General features: G+C 35.4%; 16 protein-coding genes and 1 pseudogene. 9 read left to right on the top strand and 8 right to left on the bottom strand.

Annotated elements, in window-relative coordinates:
* Nucleotides 1-119: 119 nt before the first annotated feature.
* Nucleotides 120-4121 (bottom strand): AAA domain-containing protein, encoded by a 4002-nt coding sequence (locus J2Y60_RS24395; protein ID WP_309921928.1) that lies wholly within the window; start codon nt 4119-4121, stop codon nt 120-122.
* Nucleotides 4122-4355: 234 nt separating this feature from the next.
* Here J2Y60_RS24395 and J2Y60_RS24390 point away from each other — a divergent pair, with 234 nt between their 5' ends.
* Both J2Y60_RS24390 and J2Y60_RS24385 read left to right on the top strand, forming a co-directional pair.
* Nucleotides 4356-5000, top strand: a complete 645-nt coding sequence (locus J2Y60_RS24390; RefSeq protein WP_309921931.1) for an oxidoreductase — start codon at nt 4356-4358, stop codon at nt 4998-5000.
* Nucleotides 5001-5055: 55 nt separating this feature from the next.
* On the top strand, nt 5056-6846 hold the full coding sequence (locus J2Y60_RS24385; protein ID WP_309921933.1) for a MutS-related protein: 1791 nt from the start codon (nt 5056-5058) through the stop codon (nt 6844-6846).
* 55 nt (nt 6847-6901) lie between these two features.
* On the opposite strand, the gene J2Y60_RS24380 is transcribed toward J2Y60_RS24385, so the two are convergent.
* From J2Y60_RS24380 to J2Y60_RS24360, 5 genes are all read right to left on the bottom strand, one after another.
* Entirely contained in the window at nt 6902-7645 is a 744-nt protein-coding gene (locus J2Y60_RS24380; protein ID WP_309921936.1) for a class I SAM-dependent methyltransferase, read from the bottom strand.
* A 282-nt stretch (nt 7646-7927) separates the two neighbouring features.
* Entirely contained in the window at nt 7928-9109 is a 1182-nt protein-coding gene (locus J2Y60_RS24375) for a M20 family metallopeptidase (protein ID WP_309921939.1), read from the bottom strand.
* 162 nt (nt 9110-9271) lie between these two features.
* On the bottom strand, nt 9272-9616 hold the full coding sequence (locus tag J2Y60_RS24370) for a HigA family addiction module antitoxin (RefSeq protein ID WP_309921942.1): 345 nt from the start codon (nt 9614-9616) through the stop codon (nt 9272-9274).
* A gap of 4 nt (nt 9617-9620) precedes the next feature.
* Entirely contained in the window at nt 9621-9932 is a 312-nt protein-coding gene (locus J2Y60_RS24365) for a type II toxin-antitoxin system RelE/ParE family toxin (RefSeq protein WP_309921945.1), read from the bottom strand.
* Between the two features lie 54 nt (nt 9933-9986).
* Complete coding sequence (locus J2Y60_RS24360) at nt 9987-11429, bottom strand: M61 family peptidase (protein WP_309921948.1); 1443 nt, start codon at nt 11427-11429, stop codon at nt 9987-9989.
* Nucleotides 11430-11633: 204 nt separating this feature from the next.
* On the opposite strand from J2Y60_RS24360, the gene rpmH reads away from it, so the two are divergent.
* The 5 genes from rpmH (at nt 11634) to J2Y60_RS24335 (ending at nt 15528) form a co-directional block, all read left to right on the top strand.
* Nucleotides 11634-11789: a 50S ribosomal protein L34 gene (rpmH, locus tag J2Y60_RS24355; RefSeq protein ID WP_309921952.1), complete on the top strand. Its 156-nt coding sequence runs from the start codon at nt 11634-11636 to the stop codon at nt 11787-11789.
* Nucleotides 11790-11891: 102 nt separating this feature from the next.
* A complete protein-coding gene (rnpA, locus tag J2Y60_RS24350) occupies nt 11892-12356 on the top strand; it encodes a ribonuclease P protein component (protein ID WP_309921956.1) in 465 nt (154 codons plus the stop codon).
* 136 nt (nt 12357-12492) lie between these two features.
* Nucleotides 12493-14157: a S41 family peptidase gene (locus tag J2Y60_RS24345; RefSeq protein WP_309921958.1), complete on the top strand. Its 1665-nt coding sequence runs from the start codon at nt 12493-12495 to the stop codon at nt 14155-14157.
* Nucleotides 14158-14279: 122 nt separating this feature from the next.
* Nucleotides 14280-14963, top strand: coding sequence for a tRNA (adenosine(37)-N6)-threonylcarbamoyltransferase complex dimerization subunit type 1 TsaB (tsaB, locus tag J2Y60_RS24340; protein ID WP_309921962.1), 684 nt, complete (start codon nt 14280-14282; stop codon nt 14961-14963).
* Nucleotides 14964-14988: 25 nt separating this feature from the next.
* A complete protein-coding gene (locus J2Y60_RS24335) occupies nt 14989-15528 on the top strand; it encodes a DUF2480 family protein (protein ID WP_309921965.1) in 540 nt (179 codons plus the stop codon).
* Between the two features lie 59 nt (nt 15529-15587).
* Here the strand turns inward: J2Y60_RS24335 and J2Y60_RS24330 are convergent, their stop codons facing one another.
* Nucleotides 15588-16778 carry an ATP-binding protein gene (locus J2Y60_RS24330; protein ID WP_309921968.1) on the bottom strand — a complete coding sequence of 397 codons (1191 nt, stop codon included), beginning with the start codon at nt 16776-16778 and terminating at the stop codon, nt 15588-15590.
* 148 nt (nt 16779-16926) lie between these two features.
* On the opposite strand from J2Y60_RS24330, the pseudogene J2Y60_RS24325 reads away from it, so the two are divergent.
* Nucleotides 16927-17064, top strand: a pseudogene (locus tag J2Y60_RS24325) (DUF2480 family protein); the annotation flags it as partial.
* A 42-nt stretch (nt 17065-17106) separates the two neighbouring features.
* On the opposite strand, the gene J2Y60_RS24320 reads toward J2Y60_RS24325, so the two are convergent.
* The gene (locus J2Y60_RS24320) at nt 17107-17628 is read right to left on the bottom strand and encodes an HNH endonuclease (protein WP_309921971.1); all 522 of its coding nucleotides are present in this window, start codon (nt 17626-17628) and stop codon (nt 17107-17109) included.
* A 342-nt stretch (nt 17629-17970) separates the two neighbouring features.
* On the opposite strand from J2Y60_RS24320, the gene J2Y60_RS24315 reads away from it, so the two are divergent.
* Nucleotides 17971-19134 carry an AIR synthase related protein gene (locus tag J2Y60_RS24315; protein WP_309921974.1) on the top strand — a complete coding sequence of 388 codons (1164 nt, stop codon included), beginning with the start codon at nt 17971-17973 and terminating at the stop codon, nt 19132-19134.
* The last annotated feature ends 182 nt before the right edge of the window (nt 19135-19316 follow it).

The raw sequence follows: 19316 nt of genomic DNA, 5'->3' as shown, positions 1-19316 counted from the left end.
ATTTTTTACCCGCAGATATTGGAGATTAATAACGCAGATTTACGCTGACAAATATTATCTGCGTAAATCTGCGAAAAATTATCTAACAATCTGCGGGTAAAAAAAACTCCCCACTCAGTTTAAGTATTTTTCCAAAAATTACGACTATAAATACGCTCAAAAGACCAGCCTTTGGCTTTCAATCCTGCTGGAATATAAGCGAAAGTTTCTTTGGGCGAAATATGCTCGTAATACAAATCATCGTCAGTTAAGATAAGCGACTCGTACTTTTCTCCTGTTTTAACTGTGATATCAGCAAAAGGCAATTCTTTAATATGTTGCTGATTATCTTTGGCAATTTGCTCTTTTAATAACCAATCTGCCTGATACTTTGTTGAAAAATAAGGCTTAGGTTTATAATTGCCTTCCGAGACTAATAACGCATATTCCAAATAGCTTTTCAATAATTTAGGACCCTCATTTAGGGTATCCTCAACATGCAGTTGATGTGGCATAATACTACTCACAATCAATATTTTTTCTTTGGCACGGGTAATGGCTACATTCAAACGGTTTTCGCCACCTTGCTGATTAAGCGACCCGAACTGCATACTCAATTTGCCTTTCACATCAGGGGCATACGCTATTGAAAAAATAATGATGTCTCGCTCATCACCTTGTACATTCTCAATATTTTTAACAAAAATAGGCGCCACAGCAGTATCAGTGTTATCAAAAGAAAAATGCTTTGCTTCTAATAAATCCTGAATGAGTCCTTGTTGTTTAAAGTTAAAAGTAACAATACCGATAGATTTTTGAGGGAAATCTTTTTTGAGGTTCTGTACCAAACTAATGATGGTTTCGGCCTCCTCAAGATTGCTGTTGTTTTCCCAAATACCATTTACTTTTAAATATTGAATAGCAGGCTCGCCCTTATTGATTTCATGAAAATCAGGCAAAAGCTGTAATGTGTTTTTATAAAAATATTGGTTAGAAAAATCTATTAAATCTAACGAACGACTACGATAATGCCCTCTTAGTTGCGTTTGGGGTAAATATTGGCAAGCCAAATCTAACAGTGAATCGACTTCCAAGGCGGGAGTATCATCATCATCGTTTTCAAATTTTAATCGGTATAAATCATTAGGTTGCAATTGTTTAGAATCGCCAGCTATCACTACCTGTTTCCCTCTGAATAGTGCTGGAATACCCTGTTCAGCAAAACATTGCGAGGCCTCATCAAAGATGATTAAATCGAAGAAAGGACTTTCGGTTTCCATCGGAAAAATGGCTGATACCGTTTCTGGCGAAGCCAACCAACAAGGCACAAGCCTGAATATTTCATCTGAAAAAGTGGAAATCAATCGCCTAACTGCCCATAACTTCCGCTTTTTAGCTACTTGGTGTTTTAAATCACGATAAGTGACAATGTTTTGAAGCCGATTTTTCTCTAAATTCTGATAACTGAGTGTGCGTAATTTTAGCAATAAGATTTCCTTACTTAATTGCTGTTTTTGTAACAGAGACTCTTGTAAGAGACTTTCTAATTGTCCAATTTTTAAAGAACTTACTCCTCTTAAAATTGGATTTTTTATTTCAATATCTTTTATCCAAGCTAATTTTAAACTATTCAGAAAACTCTCGTAAGGATTCTTTTCATCATCAAACAACCCAATTACGGCTAACTCTGTATGGCTACTATTTGCCTTCAACGCATCCAACTCCTGCATATCATCAAAATACTCTTGCAAGTATTTAATCACTAAAGTACCATGTTGGAGGTTGGCTAATTCTTTTATCTGAATAGGAGATAAGTTTGCCTGCCATAGACTTATTTGTTCTTCTAATTGGGTTGACTTCTCAATCAGAAAATTGACTTTCGGTTGAAAATCTGCCCAACTGCAATCTAGCCACTCACTTAATTGAACACTTTTAATACTCCGTAAAATAGTTTCAGCTTTGGCTACTTGATACAGTAGTTGAAAATGGCGTTCAAACCAACGATAGCCTTTCCTCAACCAAATAGGTTCCTGATTGTCCTCTATGGTTTTTTCAAAGTCTTTCCCAAACAGGTAAGCGTTTTCTTGCCACCATTTTTCTAAAGCAATTCTATTCAGAATTCTTTCGTGTAATTTTTTTAAATCGTCCGACGCAATGCTTAAACCATTGGCGATTGCCAGATGCTGAATTTCCTTTTTCTCTTTAGAAAACAACGTCCAATAAATACTTTCAAATGTATTTTCTTTGGCATTGATAGCATTACTTATTTTGCCAGCTAAAGGCAGTAGTGCTGTACTAGGTAAAGTGATTTCAATCCCCTGCCCAGCAAACAATTGTCCAACTTCCGCTTCTAATCCCGAGATTTTAGTAGCATTAGTCCTGATTCGTTCCGTTAAATTTCTGGTTAAAAGTTTATATACTTTGTCGGTCGCAATACCATTTAAAAGATTTTGTAGCTTTATTCTTTCGAGTGAAATCTTTTGGAGAGATTCAAAAGATAAATTTTTATCCAATATGTGCTTGGCTTGGTTCTCAAAGTCTTGTACAAAATGACTTAATTCTTTAATCGTCTTAGTAATCAATGCAATATCACTTGATTGGCGATGTTGAAAAGAAAGACGATTTTGCCAAAATTCAGAAGCTTCGTTCCCTCTTAATCTTTCTTGGTAAGCAAAGTATAGCTTAAATTTCTCAACAAAATCTTTGATTTCCGTAAAGTTGAAGTACTTGTAATACTCCTGCAAGTCCACAAAAGAATCATTGGCCGAGCTTGTCAAATATAATTCCTTGATTGATACGCCAGATTCATTGATGGCAAATAAGGCATCTTTAAAGCTTTGGAGTTCTTCGGAAACTTTATCAATTTGCCGACTTTGTTGTGTGAAATTTCTTTCGATAAAAATAGCATCCAGACTTTGATTCTGCTTTTGATAAGTATCTACTTGCTCTATCTGATCAAAGATTTGTTGATACAACGCTTTCCTATCATTCTTAAAGTCATGGACATTCCCTACGAAAGCTCTCATGCCCACTTGTGTTAGGCGTTCTTGCACAACATCTAGCGCTGCCCTTTTCTGGCAAACTACCAATACCTTTTTCCCTCTGGCCGTAAAATCGGCAACAAGGTTACAAATCAATTGAGACTTCCCAGTGCCAGGTGGGCCTTGTACTACCAACGATTGTCCAGCTTTTACTTCTCGCAAGGCTACCTCTTGTGAAATATCTATTTCAAAGGGCATTAGCAATTGTTCCTCTCTGATAACAGAATGCTCTGGATTGACATCATTTGGAAAAAGATGCTCAACCGTTTTTTCTTCATTTTGGGCAAGCGTATCAATCAGAAACTGATAATCGGGCACTAAAAACGAACCTGCTTGTGGGAAAATTCCTAAAACAGCTTGTGGATATAACTTCAGTTCGCCATTGCGTTCGGTTGCTTCTAATTCAGTTTTGGTGATTTTTTCGAAAAACGTTAGTTGATTCGTAAAGTTTTCTTGATTGAAATTGATATTTAGCGGAGAGCTTTTTAGGTATTCATAAAGCTGTGTTCTGAATTCAAGGGCATTTTTTGAAAAATCCTCGAAAGAATTATCCAAAAACTCATCGGAAAGCTGAATATCATTGAAATAAGAATAAGCCAACAAAAAACTTCTATTGATTGAAAGCGCCTCTTCTCTCAATTTTATTTGCCATATTTCTGTGAGAGATTCATCAGTGCCAGCATTCTTTTGAGTAGAAAGCGTAGCCTCTAGATGAATTGGAAAAAAAAGTAATGGACAACGAACGACAGTACCATCTGAAAATTTACCTTTTACAATAGGGTAACCAATGTATAAATCTTCAGAGCCACGTTCTTCTTCTATCAGTTTATCATGCCTTGAAATTTTTCTTAGTTTTTTACTGATTTCGTTTACTTTTTCAAAACGAGGGTCATGTTTTTCAGAAAGTGATATCGTGTTTTTTTGAGCGATTAGTTGCTCAATGATATGAAAAGAAGGAGTATTCTTTAGAAAATCAAGCTCATGAATATCTAAAAATTGTTCAGTTGCGGAAGTCAATAATAAAGACTTATTCCTAGCACTCAGATTCGTAAGTCTCTTTTGGTATGATTTCAGTATAGAATATAAAGTATTTTCTTTCACGATAACACATTTGATGAATTGATTAACTCAAATTTACAGGAAAAGCCTAGAATACAAACGTAAAAAACGAAATGATAGTTATTAAATTACCGATTTTTATATTTTTTTAGATACCTTAACATAAAAGAGGTTTTCTTCTAGGAACGGAGAGCCTCATTATAAGGTTTAAGCAATAAGTAATGATTATCATAAACTTCGTAATTTATTTAAAGAATTGTCTATCAGAAAATTACTATGAAAACAGCCTTAATTATCGGAGCAACAGGTTTGGTGGGAAGCACCCTCGTAAAACAAATCCTTGAAAACCCACATTACACAAAAGTAACCTTGTTATTACGCAAACCATTGGACATTAGCCATCCCAAGCTAGTACAAGAAAAGATAGATTTTGATAAGCCAGACCCTACAAAAATTGTTGGAGACGATTTGTTTTGTGCGATGGGCACAACCCTAAAAAAAGCAGGGTCTAAAGAAGTACAGTATAAAATAGATTGTACCTATCCTTTTGAAATTGGTAAAATTGCCCAAGTCAATGGGATAAAACAGTATATTCTGGTGTCATCGATTGGTGCTGATGCTACTTCTTCTAATTTTTATTTGAGAACTAAGGGCGATTTAGAACAGAAAATAAAGAGTTTAGGCTTTGATAATTTTATCAGTGTTCGTCCATCTTTTATTTTAGGGGATAGAGAAGAGTTTAGGGTAGGAGAAAAAATTGGGATTGTATTAGCTAAAATAATCTCACCATTATTGATAGGGAAACTTAAAAAATACAGAGGAATAGAAGCCTCACAAATAGCAAAGGCTATGCAAGTATTAGCGAGCAAAGATTTAAAAGGCGTTCACTTTTTTGAATCAGATGAATTGCAGGAATTATAAGCCTTTGCAATGTTCAAAGCCCTTTGTGTATCTTTGTCGAAATTAAAATATGTATATGACACCCCTCGAAACTTTTCAAAGCAGAAAAATACACTTCCAGAGCCTTGTTGAACACTTCCAAAAACAGTATAATCAATGGGCTGTTTTCAGAGCATTTTTATTTGCAATCACTGCTTTGGTCGGCTATTTCTGTTATGAGTTGTATGATTTTGCCTATACTTTATTGGTATTGATTATTGGGATAGCCTTGTTTTTATTTTCAGTGACCAAACATCTTAAAGTTAAATACTTAAGAGATAAAAACAAGGAGTTGATTGCCTTGAATGAAGATGAAATTCAACGGTTATCAAACCAATTTAATCGTACTGAAACGGGCGAAGCTTTCGTAGAAGACAAACATTTCTATGCGAATGATTTAGATATTTTCGGAAACCAATCACTTTATAAATTACTCAATCGTACACATACCTTTGGAGGAGCCAAAATGCTGGCAGATTGGATATTGCATCCAGCCCAAACAAATGAAATTTTAAATCGCCAAAAGGCCATTCAGGAATTATCAGCAAAAATTGACTGGCGTCAGGATTTAGAAGCTTCAGCGATGTTGATTGAAGAAGTAGCTGAACCAACCGACAAGCTATTAGCATGGAATAATGCTCCTGCGAACCAAACGATTAAAAAGTCCCTATTTCAAATTGCTCGTTATTTACCTTATTTGACTATTCCTGTAGCCATTGCTTGGATTGTGGGGTTTGTGCCAGCGTATATAGTATTGGTGCTTTTTATGGCACATGGGATGATTCTGAAACAAATTTTTGAAGAAGTAAGCATTGCCCTAGAACAAACCAATCGTATTGCGGGAGCGATGAAAGCCTATGCAGCAGTATCAGAATTGATTGTCGCAGAGAATTTTCAAGAAGAAAAGCTAAACGATTTAAAACATAAAATTTCAGAGGCAAGTCCTGCTATCAAAGCTTTAGAGGACATCCTTAATAAACTAGCCAATAGAAGTAATCCATTCTTTGCCTTTGTCGTAGGTGTTCCAACTTTATGGGATATTCAATATTTTATTAAACTAGAAAATTGGAAACAAGCTCACCGTGATAATCTTCCTATTTGGCTAGCTGTGATTGCTGAGTTTGAGGTTTTGAATAGTTTCTCGGGTTATCATTTTGCGAATCCAACCTTTATTAATCCGACTATTGTAACGGGCGGAGTGACGCTAAAGGCCAAGGATTTGGGGCATCCAATGATTAAAGCAAGCAAACGAATAGCAAATGATATAGAACTAATTGGCGAAGGCAAAACGATTATCATTACAGGCTCGAATATGTCAGGGAAAAGTACTTTCCAAAGAACAGTAGCCATTAATGTAGTTTTGGCATTGGCAGGTGGCGTAGTTTGTGCAGAAAGCTTTGAATGTTCGTGTTTGCAGGTATTTACCAGTATGCGAAGCAATGATTCGTTAGAAGAAGGAACATCGTCGTTTTACGCAGAGTTAAAACGCTTGAAGCAGTTGATTGACGAAGTAGCTACAACCGATACTAATAAGGCATCGATTCTATATTTTCTAGATGAAATTTTGAAAGGAACAAACTCAAAAGACCGCCATGAAGGAGCAAGGGCTTTGATGTTACAATTGCATAAGACATCAGCTTCGGGCTTTATTTCAACCCATGATGTAGAATTAGGAGATGAATTTGACGAACAGGATTTTGTAAAAAACTACAGCTTTTCATCAGAGGTTGTCAATGACGATTTAGTTTTTGATTATAAACTTCGTGAAGGCGTTTGCCATAGTTTTAATGCTAGTCAATTGATGAAGAGGATTGGGATTGAGATGTGATATGTACTGATGGCATGACTTCAAGTCATGCCATCAGTGATTGAGAGTAAAAATATTATTTTACAAACCCTACCTTCATAAAAATAGGAAAGTTCACCGTAAAAATATCTGAACTTTTATAGATAGCTTTTAAACTTTCTATAAAACCATCTACAGGGTTTTCATGGTGAATTTTAATGTATTTCTGTACACTCGACCACGTATTTAAATAACCTTCCAGTTCAGCCAATGTCCATTGATAAACCATTTCAAACCTTGGGCTTTCAATTTCTGCTAGTGTAAAAGGAAGCGTACGATATTCCTCATCAATATAGCCACGTTCAGCATCCCAATACTCACCAATTTGTTCTTGATAAAAATCTTGGAACAAAGCATTGGCTTCTTCATTATCAATCGTCAATGTACCATAACCCCAAGCAGCAAAAATGGCTTCTGGCTTAGCAACTCGAAGAACTTCTTGATAAAACTGCTCAAAATTAAACCAATGAATTGCTTGTCCTACTGTAATTAAATCAAAAGTATTTGCTTGAAAATCAGTCTTTTCAGCTTGAGCAATAGCATAATGAATATTATCAGCTTGTTGTGCATTGTCTAGCTGTTTTTGAGAAATATCGGTTGCAAAAACATCTTTAAATGTTTCAGATAGACGATAGGCTACTTGTCCATTACCAGTAGCACAATCCCAAGCAGTGTCAAAGCTTTTTACCTTGCTCAATACAAAATCATATAATTCCTCAGGATATTTTGGTCGAAACTTAGCATAAAGTGCTGCTTGGGTGGAAAAATTATCTTTGGGCATGATGTAAATAATAATTGTGAGTGATGAATTGTGATTTTAATAAAGTAATCAAAAAAGCTAAGGATTTTATCTTCGTATAATCCCCGTAGCGGTAACCCTTGCGGTTACCGTTCGACAAAGTACTCTTACTAATAAACGGTAACCGCAAGGGGTACCGCTACGGATAATAGATAATTTCTTTTTTCTGTTTGAAAATTTATGAGAAAATAGATAAAAGAACGAAAAAATAAAACCTCCTGATTATCAAATCAAGAGGTTTTCAATATCTACAAAGTCATATGATTAGATGGCCAATTCACTAACAGCCAACCAAGACATCAAGCCTGCTCCGATTTCTAAAGCACTTTCGTCAATATCAAAAGTAGGCGTATGAACACCCGAGATGATGCCTTTGGCTTCATTACGAGTTCCTAAACGATAAAAACACGAATCTACATGATGTGTATAATAGGCAAAATCTTCTGCTGCCAACCAAATATCTAAATCAATTACGTTGGCTTCACCCATATAATCAACCGCAGCACCTTTCATCCTACGTGTTAATTCTGGTTCATTCTTTAAGAATGGATATCCTTTCTGAATAAATACTTCGCAAGTTCCCCCCATAGATTCTGCAATACCTTCTGCCATTTTCTTGATACGTGCCAACGCATCTGCACGCCATTCTTCGTCCATCGCACGAAAAGTACCTTCTACGTATACTTCGTTTGGAATTACGTTGGTAGCACCATTGGCTATTACTTTTCCAAAAGTTAGCACCGAAGGATAACGAGGATTTCTATTGCGACTAATAATCTGCTGTAAAGCCACGATAATATGTGAGGTAATCAATACAGGGTCAATGCCTAATTCGGGCATGGCCCCGTGTCCACCTTTGCCTTTTACCGTAAAGTATAATTCATCTGCACTAGCCATATACATTCCTTCGCGGAAACCGATTTTTCCTACGGGAATATTTGGTGCTACGTGCTGACCAAGCATTTTGCTAGGAGTAGGGTTCAATAAAGCTCCTTCTGCAATCATTACCGATGCTCCACCAGGGGCTTTTTCTTCAGCAGGTTGAAAAACTAGCTTTACTGTTCCGTCAAATTCATTGCGAAGCGTATGTAAAATTTTAGATACGCCTAATAATGAAGCTGTATGCACATCATGCCCACAAGCGTGCATTACGCCTTCGTTCAATGATTTATAGGGTACATCGTTCGCTTCAACAATCGGTAAAGCATCCATGTCTGCACGCAAAGCCACGATTTTAGAAGAAGAATTATTCCCCTCAATCGTTGCTACTAAGCCTGTGTTCGCAATTTCAGTTGGGATAATTCCAATTTCTTTTAGGCGTGCTGCCACAAACTTTTGCGTATTAAATTCCTGATAAGATAATTCAGGATTTTGATGTAAATGTCTGCGATTGGCCACAAACTCACTGGCGTTGGCTTGGGCTAATTGTTTTATTTTTTCTTTCATTTATTGGTCAAATAACTCATCCAATAATTTTAAAATTAGACGAGCGTTTTCTTTTATTATCTTATTAAATCCTATTAGCAATACTTCTTCATGGCCATAATCAGATTTGTTTATATATCCTAAAATAATCAGCCATTCGTATATACAAATAACTAAAATATACTATGCCATCATCGCTACTAAAATACTTTCTCTTTTCTGAGATGAAATATTTAAATGCTGAAGACTTTGCTCTGTTTTATTTCTTGTTTCTATTTTATCGAAAAGTCTCTGGAGCTTCACCCACTGTTCGGCTTCAATGCCCAATACTTCTTCTAATTTGATAGCTAATTCAATACTTATTTTCTTTTTTTCTCTCAATAAACCATTCAAAAAAGGTTGGCTAATAGCTAATTTATTGGCTAATTCTGTCTGTTTAAGTCCTCTTTCTTTGATTTCGTTACGCAATAATTCGCCAGGGTGCATTGCCACAGGCGGAATGTAATTGGGGTCTAACCTTGTTTTCATTTTATTAATGATAATCTGTTAAATCTTCAATAATGATGATTTCTAAAACTTCGTCTCCATTTTCCTCAGATTTTAGCTCGAAAATCAAACGATATTGGTCATTAATTCTCGCTGAATAATAACCCATTAAATCTCGTTTCAATGGATGTATTCTTAAAGAATTAATTTTCTTTATTTCAGAAAATGAGGATGCAGTTTGAAAAAGTGATACAACCTTTCGGAATTGATTTTGTACAGCCATTGGAAATTTAGGCTTTCCTTTAAAACTTCCTAAATAATAGTTGTACAAATCATCGTTATCAAATTCAATTATCATAACAAAAATATAACCTTTTAAGTTATAAAATGATAGGTGTCTTAAAAAAAATCGTTACAAATTTAACCACAACTTTAGGTTTTCGTTCTCTGAATCCAACAATTCCAAATGAATTTTGCCGTCAAGGTTGCGTTGCATGCTAATACCAAAGGCTTGGAGTAGCTCATTTACTAAATCTTCTAATGGAATATTGCCTTCAATACAATTTTTAAAATAGTCTTTTAAAGACCCTGCATATACTTCTTCACAAACTTTTTGATAATCTTCTATTGAATAACCCTCGCCAGTTTTACCAAAACGTTCCCACATTAGTTGCATAATACTGCCTAAAGAACGACGATGACCAAACTTCAAACGAATCATCAAATCCAGTATTAAGGCTACTACCGCTCCTTTCTGATAAATGGATACTCTGCGATTAGGAATAGCTTGTGAGTAACCATCTAACCACAAGTCGTAAGACGATTCAGTGAGCGACTGAAACGCTCGTCCATCTTGTTCAAAATGACGCTTGATAACAGTTTCTAATTCTTTTAGATATGCTTCTAGATTAAATACCCCCGATTGTACCAAGAATAAATCTCCAAAATAGGTTGTTACTCCTTCTGCTACAAAACCTGTCGTGAAATAATTTTCTTTGGTAAAATCATAAGGCATCATTTCTATGGGACGAATTTTGCAGATATTCCATGCATGATACAATTCATGTGAACTAACTCCAAGTAAATCTGTATAAAGTCCATCACCTTCTGAAGCTGGCCCCAGCACAATCATGGTAGAGTTGCGATGCTCTACCCCATGATAAAATGAAGTGGGCAATATCCAATTCATAAAATGATAATCCTTTTCAGGAAAATCGCCCATTATTTCAATCTGCTTTTCTGTAAACTTTTGAAAGTCTGATAATGTTTTTTCCCAGTTTGGAATATAATTTCCTAAAAACCAGACAAAAAAAACTGTATCTGCTACTCGATAACTTTTATGTTGTAAATAAGGACTTGCTAATAACGGACAGTCAACCAAATGATAATAATCTTGTGCCAGTAAAGTATTAGGTTCATTTACCTTACTAGGCAAACCACAGACAATCTTATAATCATCTGGTAAAGAAATACTTACTTCACAAGCTTCATCCATTCTGCCTTCTACATAAGGCAAGCAGTTTACAAAATTGATGTACATCGTACTATCATCTACAAAGGAACTTCCAGCATTTTGCACATTGGAAAAGTAAGTAAAAACTACTTTAACAGATTGAATATCAGTCGTATTTACTCGCCATCTATCTTTAGTGATTTTCCCAAAGCTAAGGAGGTTGCCTTGTAAATCAACTATTTCAAAACGTTGAATATTTTTAGCAAAATGCTGTAATTCATAGCGCCCTGGTCGCCATGCAGGCAACTGAATTTCAAGCGTTTCTGATTGAATATTATCAATCAGCATTTCTATGTTTAGCAGATGACTTTGCGGTTCTTGAGAAAAAATTTTATAATTCATATTTTGATAAAGCTTTTCAGTGTAACATAAAATTAGCCTTCACAATAAGTATTTGTATCTAAACTTTGAATAATTTTTATCAAAGATACTCATTATCATCACCTTAGTGTCAGAAAGTTTTTAGAAAGAATTTGCAACTTCAAAAAACTTCTGTACCTTTGCAGTCCTGTTTTAGAAATATAAGAATTATAAAGATATAATGCCATGAAAAGAACATTTCAACCTTCTGTAAGAAAAAGAAAGAACAAGCACGGATTCCGTGAAAGAATGTCAACTCCAAACGGTCGCCGTACTTTGGCTGCTCGTCGTGCAAGAGGAAGACACAAATTGACAGTTTCTGACGAGAAAAGAGGTAAATAGTCTTATAGTGTGAACAATTTGAAAATTTGAAAATTAGTAGGGTTTGAAATTTGTTTTATGACATTTTCAAATCAGCAAATCTTCAAATTACCAAATTAAAGCATGAAGTTTACTTTCAAAAAGTCAGAACGACTCAGTTCTAAGAAAGTTATAGATAAGCTCTTTGATAGAAAGGGTAGTGAAAAAATCAACTCGGTTTTTCTCTACCCTTTTCGTGTTTCTTATATTTTAAGTAATACAGATGTTGTATTGACAGAGACAAGTGCAGAATTGATTGATGATGAAGCTAATGAAGAGGTTTTAGAAGTATCTTCTACTGAAAATCCACAATCGCCTTTACCAGCTATTTTGATTTCGGTTTCAAAACGTTATTTCAAACATGCTGTTGATAGAAACCTCATCAAGCGTCGTACGCGCGAAGCCTATCGTTTGAACAAACAGCTTTTATTGGAAAAACCTTCTTCACAGATTCCAGCATATATTGCTTTTGTGTATATTGCAAAGACGATAGAAGATTATGCCAAAATAGAAAAATCGATGAAAGCGATTTTCAAAAAAATGGTTTAGTGACAGTATTTCAAATAAGCTAAACAAATTACGCCAAGTCTGATGAAATACTTCCACAACCTTCTTCGTTTGGTTCTTTGTACAAACACATAAAGAATCCTTTCCTTAATTGTTTTCTTTAAAAATTTTCTGACAAATGAATATAAAAATGTCTGCTAAGTCACTAATAATCACAGCGATTACTGTGATAGGTTTTTCGTTGGCATCATTTACGGAACCGGGCGAGCGTTTCTTTGAAATTGCCAAAAACTTAGACATTTATGCTACGCTCTTCAAGGAATTGAATCGCTATTATGTAGATGAAATCAATCCCAACAAAACCATCAAGACGTCTATTGATGCGATGTTAAAATCGTTTGACCCTTACACTGTATATTATGCCGAAGATGAAATCGAAGATTATATGACGATGACTACGGGCAAATATAACGGTATTGGCATTGTAACGGGCAATAGAAATGGCAAAATTGTAATTATGTTAATTGATGAAGGCACACCCGCCGAAAAATCAGGATTACGCATTGGGGATGAAATTGTAAAAGTAGATGGCGTAGATTTGGCAGCACGTAAAATCAATGATGCTGGCAAGCTTATCAAAGGACAAACAGGTACAGCCGTAAGAATAACTGTAAAACGTTATGGAACAGATAAGTTAGAAGAAGTTTCTATCGTACGTGATGTAGTAAAAATGAAAAATGTACCCTACTACGGCATGATTAATAACGAAGTAGGCTATATCGATTTAAAAGACTTTACAGGTACGGCGTCTAAAGAAGTACGTACAGCTTTTACCGAACTAAAAGGTAAGGGTATGAAAAAGTTAGTCCTTGATTTAAGAGAAAACCCAGGAGGACTCTTGAATATGGCGGTAGATATTTGTAATATTTTTCTACCAAAAGAATCTGAGATTGTTTCAACCAAAGGTAAAGTAGAAGACTGGAATAAGACTTACGTAGGGTTGAATGCTGCTATAGATACAGAAATGCCAATAACAGTATTAACCAACTCAAGAAGTGCTTCGGCTGCTGAAATCGTTGCGGGTGTGATTCAAGATTATGACCGTGGTGTATTAATCGGACAACGCAGTTATGGAAAAGGACTTGTTCAAATAACCCGCGATTTGACTTATAATACCAAACTAAAAGTAACTACGGCAAAGTATTATATTCCAAGTGGACGTTGTATTCAAGCGATTGACTATAGTCACCGTAATCCAGATGGTAGCGTAGGTAAATTGCCAGATTCGTTGCGTAGACCATTCAAAACTGTAAAAAGTGGTAGAGTAGTGTATGATGGTGGAGGTATTTTGCCAGATATTGAAGTGGATAGACCTTATCCTGCTGCCGTTACGTTGGCTTTATCGAATCGATATATTTTGTTTGATTATGCCATTAAGTATCATTTTGAGCATCCGTCTATTAAGCCAGCGAAAGATTTTGAATTAACAAATGCTGAATACAACGACTTTGTAAAATGGGCGGTAACACAAGATTTTGATTATACCACTCAAGCGGAAAAAGACCTTAACTTATTAGAAGCTTCAGCTAAAAGAGAACGCTATTATGAGAATATCTCAGAACAGTTAAAGTCGCTTAGAAATAAACTTTCGCATAGCAAAGAAGCAGATATTATGAAGTTTAAAGACGAAATAAAAACAGCTTTAGAACAAGAAATAGTAGTGCATTATTATTTACAAAGAGGTACGCGTGAGCAATCTTTCGCCAAAGACCCTGAAATTCAGGAGGCTTTGAAATTGTTTACAGATATGCCACGTTATCAATCAATTTTGAAAGGGAATTAATCAATAATGTCTTAATAAAAGGTAACAATATTACGAATGGCGTTAGAGAAATCTATCGCCATTTTTATTTGCCACAGCTTGGATGTAATTTTGTAGCAAATTAATTATTTATTGATATTCCAATGGCATTAATCCTTAGCATTGATACTTCCACCAAAGTATGTTCGGTTGCTGTTCATCAAGATGGCAAAATATTGGCTTGTAGCGAACTTTTTACTGAAAAGTCTCATTCAGGAATGCTGACTACCCTTTGCGAAAATGTAGTAAAGCAATCAGGTTTTACTTTAAATGAATTAGACGCTATCGCTGTGGCCAAAGGTCCAGGTTCTTATACAGGATTACGCATTGGTGTTTCAACGGCCAAAGGTTTTTGTTTTGCATTAGACAAGCCCCTGATAGCTATCAATACTTTAGAGGCAATGGCTTATCAAGTAAAAGATTTTTTTCCTGCCAATTATTTGCTTTGCCCGATGATTGATGCTAGAAGAATGGAAGTGTATTGCACTATAGTAAAGACCAACCTAACCAGTATTCTAGAAACAGAAGCGAAGGTTATCGACGAATATTCTTTCCTTGATTTACTTAATACCCAACCTATCGTTTTCTTTGGCGACGGAGCAGACAAATGCCGAGAGTCTATTTCGCATAATAATGCCAAATTTTTAGAAATACCTATTCTTCCTTCTGCTAAAAGCATCGGCTATTTGGCAACTAAATCTTTTGAAGAATCGTTATTTGAAAACGTAGTAAGCTTTGAACCTTTCTATCTAAAAGATTTTGTAGGGACTCAGCCCAAGAAAATATAAACCGATTCATTAAATCGTAAGCGATATGGAAGATATCATTATCAATAAAGTAGCGAGTAGTGGTCTAATCTCATTCGACCTTGAGGAACTTTACCACAAAGGAGAGCGAGTTGTGTATGACCTTAAAGATAATCTTTTTATGGGCATGATTTTAAAGGAAAAAGACTTTAGAGAATTCCTTAAAAATCATGATTGGTCGCAGTATGAAGGCAAAAATGTTGCAGTTATCTGTTCAGAAGATGCTGTAATCCCTACTTGGGCCTATATGCTATTGACCTTGAAACTACAAGACTTTGCCAATTGCATTGTTTTTGGAGACTTAAAGGCCTTGGAAGATAAGTTATTTTACGAAGCCCTTGCTAAAATTAATCCCGAAGAATATCGTGGAGCAAAAGTTGTCATAAAGGGTTGTTCAAAAGTACCCGTACCAACCAGTGCTTATGTAGAAATTACGAGATTATTTAAGCCTTATGTACAGTCATTAATGTTTGGCGAGCCTTGTAGTACAGTGCCGCTTTATAAAAAGGCGATGGTTAGGCAGAGTGTTTCGGTGAATCAGGAATAGAGATATAAAAACATCTCTATTCCTGATTCACCGAAACAATATTGTGGAGGTAACTTTGCTTACATTTCAAATAAAATATTTACATCCGATTTTAAGAAATCTTGCCATAGAATCCCACTATTTCCTATCAGTAAGACCTTATCATGACGCATCTTTTTGGCAAAAGCTATCATACCCTTCGCACTTTGTGTACGACCGCTTTTTACTTCAATACCAATAACTTTATTTGATTTTTTTAAAACAAAATCTACTTCATCGTTGCCTTCTCGCCAATATGAAACCTCTGTTTTTTGTAATCTTTGTGCCCTTATTAAATGTACTCCAATTGCAGTTTCAACACATCTACCCCAAATTTCTGGATTTTGGATAGATTGTTTAAAGCTGTAGGGGTTATAAACTGAAGAGAAAGCTGTGTTTTGAACTTGCCATTTCGGAATCGACATTTTTTGTCTAGCTATATCTGGAGCATATTTTTCAAGACCAACTAATAACCCTGCAGAGTCTAAGAGTTCAAGATAATGAGATAGCGTAGTTGTATTTCCAGCATCTTGTAGCTGTCCCAAAAGTTTAGTCATGGATAAAATCTGACCAGAATAACTACAGCCTAATTCAAATAATTGCCTTAATAATGTGGGTTTATCAACCCTTGTCATCATTAAAATATCTTTCGAGAGCGTTGTTTCTATTAGACTTTGTAATACGTATTCTCTCCATCTCTCCTCATCTTCAATTAAAGAAGCCGCACCAGGATACCCACCAAAATAAACGAATTGCTCTACTGAAAGGTCAAAAGCTTCTTGCATTTCAGCAAAAGACCAATGGGTCATTTGTATTATCTCAAAACGACCTGCTAAGGATTCACTTAGTCCACGTTGCAAAAGCAATCGTGCAGAACCTAATAAAATCACCTTGATATTTCTATTTTCAAAGGTGTCTTTATCCCATTCTGTTTTTATTATTTCTGCCCAATTATCAATTTTTTGTATTTCATCAATAATTAAAATACATTCTCTAGCACCACTGTTAATTAATTGAAAACGTGCTAATTGCCATTGCTGGCTAATCCATATACTATTGGCAGAAGGCACTCCATCAGCAGCTACAAAGACTGTAGGCACATCAATTTGAGTGATTAATTGCTTAACCAGCGTTGTTTTCCCTACTTGCCTAGGGCCCATAATAACCTGAATGAATTTACGATTGTCTTCCATTCTTTTTTTTAGAATGGCTATTTCTGATTTAATAAACATAATTTTGCTCAATGTATTGAGTAAAATTACGATTTATGTTGAGTAAAATAAATTTTATGGTTAAATATTTAAGAATTGTATATGTTAGAAGGATTGTATAAATGAATCTAAAGAAAATAACTAAATAGAAGTCCTTATAAAAAGAGTTATACCAACCAGTGCTTATGTAGAAATTACGAGATTATTTAAGCCTTATGTACAGTCATTAATGTTTGGCGAACCTTGTAGTACGGTGCCTTTGTATAAGAAAGCAATACAACGAGCTAGTAGCTTAATCAATCAATAAACCAAAAAGAGGTCGCCCATCAATGAGCGACCTCTTTTTGGTTTATTGAACAAATGCTTTCTCTTTTCTTTTTCCCAAGAAAGGTAACCAACTTTCTTCTATACTTCCACCAAAATCTCTTAAAAACATCACAAACGAAGGCTTATAAGGTTTGGTTTTTAAAGGCATTCCTGCTTCTTCTGGGGTAAGGTCTCCTTTTCTTGAATTGCATCGCTTACAGGCCGTAGCAAGGTTGTCCCATGACGTTCTTCCACCTCTTGATTTGGGCAATACATGGTCTAACGTTAAATCTTCTGGTGTTCCGCAATATTGGCATTGTCCGCCGTCACGCCTAAAAATATTCTGCCTTGATAACATTACGCCTTTATAAGGCAAATACACATAACGATGTAAACGAATGACCGAAGGCATGGGGAAAGACTGAGAGACACTTCTTAATTGTTCGGTGGCAGATTCAGATATTAAATCAGCTTTTTTTAGGAAGACCAACAAAAAAGCTTTAGGAATCGAACAAACAGTTAAAGCACTATAATCTTGATTTAAAACTAAAACTTTCCGACCCATAATCCTTAAATTTTAATGTTGAAAGAATATACTTGAACTCGTGATTGCTTTGGTAAATAGACTACTGATTGATGCGTTTTTAAGAGGTGTTATTAATGATTTGGTAAATTACTGATAAATTTTGAAAAAATAACGTCTTGTTACACTTTTTTGTTGCGCTTAATCTTTTGTTAATCAGAAGTTTATAATAGCATTAAAATCTGAAAAGAGTAGCTTGATTATACCCTTTACCAAGAATTTTAATAGCAAATATCCTTTAGTAAAGCTTTGAATGAAGTTTTTTGTTGAGATAAGCGTAACTTTGTAGCATTGATTAATAAAACGAAAAAAGTAAAGCGCATAATGACCGACCGTTACATGCAAAGAGGTGTTTCTGCCTCTAAAGAAGACGTACATAAAGCCATCGAAAAACTTGATAAAGGGCTTTTTCCGCAAGCATTTTGTAAAATTTCTCCAGATATGTTAGGTGGCGACGACACCTATTGCAATATTATGCACGCCGACGGTGCAGGTACTAAATCATCATTGGCTTATCTTTATTGGAAAGAAACAGGTGATGTTTCTGTGTGGCGTGGCATTGCTCAAGATGCCGTAGTAATGAATACGGATGATTTAATTTGTGTGGGTGCAACGGATAATATGTTGTTATCAAGCACAATTGGTCGTAATAAAAACCTTATTCCAGGCGAGGTAATTGCTGAAATTATTAATGGTACTGAAGAAGTACTAGAGATGCTAAGAGACAATGGTATTGGTATTTGGAGTACTGGTGGCGAAACAGCAGACGTTGGCGATTTAGTAAGGACAATCATTGTAGATTCTACCGTAATAGCTAGAATGAAACGTTCAGACGTGATTTCTAATCATACTATTCAAGCAGGAGATGTAATTGTTGGATTGGCTTCTGACGGACAGTCGAAATACGAAAAAACATACAATGGTGGAATGGGTTCTAATGGCTTAACTTCGGCTCGTCATGATGTGCTTGGTCATTATTTAGCAGATTTGTATGCTGAAAGCTTTGACCCTGCTGTACCAAAAGATTTGGTTTATAGCGGTTCAAAACGTCTGACTGATGAAGTAGTAGGAGCACCATTGAACGTAGGTCAATTAATCCTTTCGCCTACTCGTACTTATGCACCCGTTGTAAAGGCGATATTGAACGAATTAAGACCTGTAATACATGGTATGGTACATTGTTCGGGTGGAGCCCAAACAAAGGTGCTACATTTTGTTAATAACGTGCATATTATCAAAGATAATCTTTTTGCTTTGCCTCCATTGTTTAAAATGATTCAGGAAGAAAGCAATACAGATTTCAAAGAAATGTATAAGGTTTTCAACATGGGTCATAGGCTAGAAGTGTACATAAACCCACAATACGCCCAGACTTTAATTGATATTTCAAAATCATTTGGCATTGATGCTCAGATTATTGGTAGGGTAGAAGGCTTTGAAGGTAAACAAGTAACGATACAATCTGAATTTGGAGAGTTTGTTTATTAATTCAAACCAAACCAATTATTCCTTTTAAAACGTAACAGTAATCCTTGCGGTTACCGTTTAGAGTATGATAGAAAGACAATCACTAGAGAGGGACTTATTAAGATTCATGAAATAATCGTTCTTTGCAATTTGGGTAAAACTCATTAAATTTTCGTCAAAATTCATATTTATGCGACTTATTG

The organism is Arcicella sp. BE140 (genome assembly GCF_031456255.1).
In the GTDB taxonomy this organism is placed as follows: domain Bacteria; phylum Bacteroidota; class Bacteroidia; order Cytophagales; family Spirosomataceae; genus Arcicella; species Arcicella aquatica.
This window is presented reverse-complemented; position numbering and strand designations above follow the sequence as displayed.

Bases quoted from the DNA above. Each gene is read 5' to 3' on its own strand.
- J2Y60_RS24330 (WP_309921968.1), bottom strand. From the start codon at position 16,778: ATGTTTATTAAATCAGAAATAGCCATTCTAAAAAAAAGAATGGAAGAC.
- J2Y60_RS24385 (WP_309921933.1), top strand. From the start codon at position 5,056: ATGACACCCCTCGAAACTTTTCAAAGCAGAAAAATACACTTCCAGAGC.
- J2Y60_RS24335 (WP_309921965.1), top strand. From the start codon at position 14,989: ATGGAAGATATCATTATCAATAAAGTAGCGAGTAGTGGTCTAATCTCA.
- J2Y60_RS24360 (WP_309921948.1), bottom strand. From the start codon at position 11,429: ATGAATTATAAAATTTTTTCTCAAGAACCGCAAAGTCATCTGCTAAAC.
- J2Y60_RS24380 (WP_309921936.1), bottom strand. From the start codon at position 7,645: ATGCCCAAAGATAATTTTTCCACCCAAGCAGCACTTTATGCTAAGTTT.
- rpmH (WP_309921952.1), top strand. From the start codon at position 11,634: ATGAAAAGAACATTTCAACCTTCTGTAAGAAAAAGAAAGAACAAGCAC.
- tsaB (WP_309921962.1), top strand. From the start codon at position 14,280: ATGGCATTAATCCTTAGCATTGATACTTCCACCAAAGTATGTTCGGTT.
- J2Y60_RS24320 (WP_309921971.1), bottom strand. From the start codon at position 17,628: ATGGGTCGGAAAGTTTTAGTTTTAAATCAAGATTATAGTGCTTTAACT.
- rnpA (WP_309921956.1), top strand. From the start codon at position 11,892: ATGAAGTTTACTTTCAAAAAGTCAGAACGACTCAGTTCTAAGAAAGTT.
- J2Y60_RS24365 (WP_309921945.1), bottom strand. From the start codon at position 9,932: ATGATAATTGAATTTGATAACGATGATTTGTACAACTATTATTTAGGA.
- J2Y60_RS24315 (WP_309921974.1), top strand. From the start codon at position 17,971: ATGACCGACCGTTACATGCAAAGAGGTGTTTCTGCCTCTAAAGAAGAC.
- J2Y60_RS24390 (WP_309921931.1), top strand. From the start codon at position 4,356: ATGAAAACAGCCTTAATTATCGGAGCAACAGGTTTGGTGGGAAGCACC.
- J2Y60_RS24375 (WP_309921939.1), bottom strand. From the start codon at position 9,109: ATGAAAGAAAAAATAAAACAATTAGCCCAAGCCAACGCCAGTGAGTTT.
- J2Y60_RS24345 (WP_309921958.1), top strand. From the start codon at position 12,493: ATGAATATAAAAATGTCTGCTAAGTCACTAATAATCACAGCGATTACT.
- J2Y60_RS24370 (WP_309921942.1), bottom strand. From the start codon at position 9,616: ATGAAAACAAGGTTAGACCCCAATTACATTCCGCCTGTGGCAATGCAC.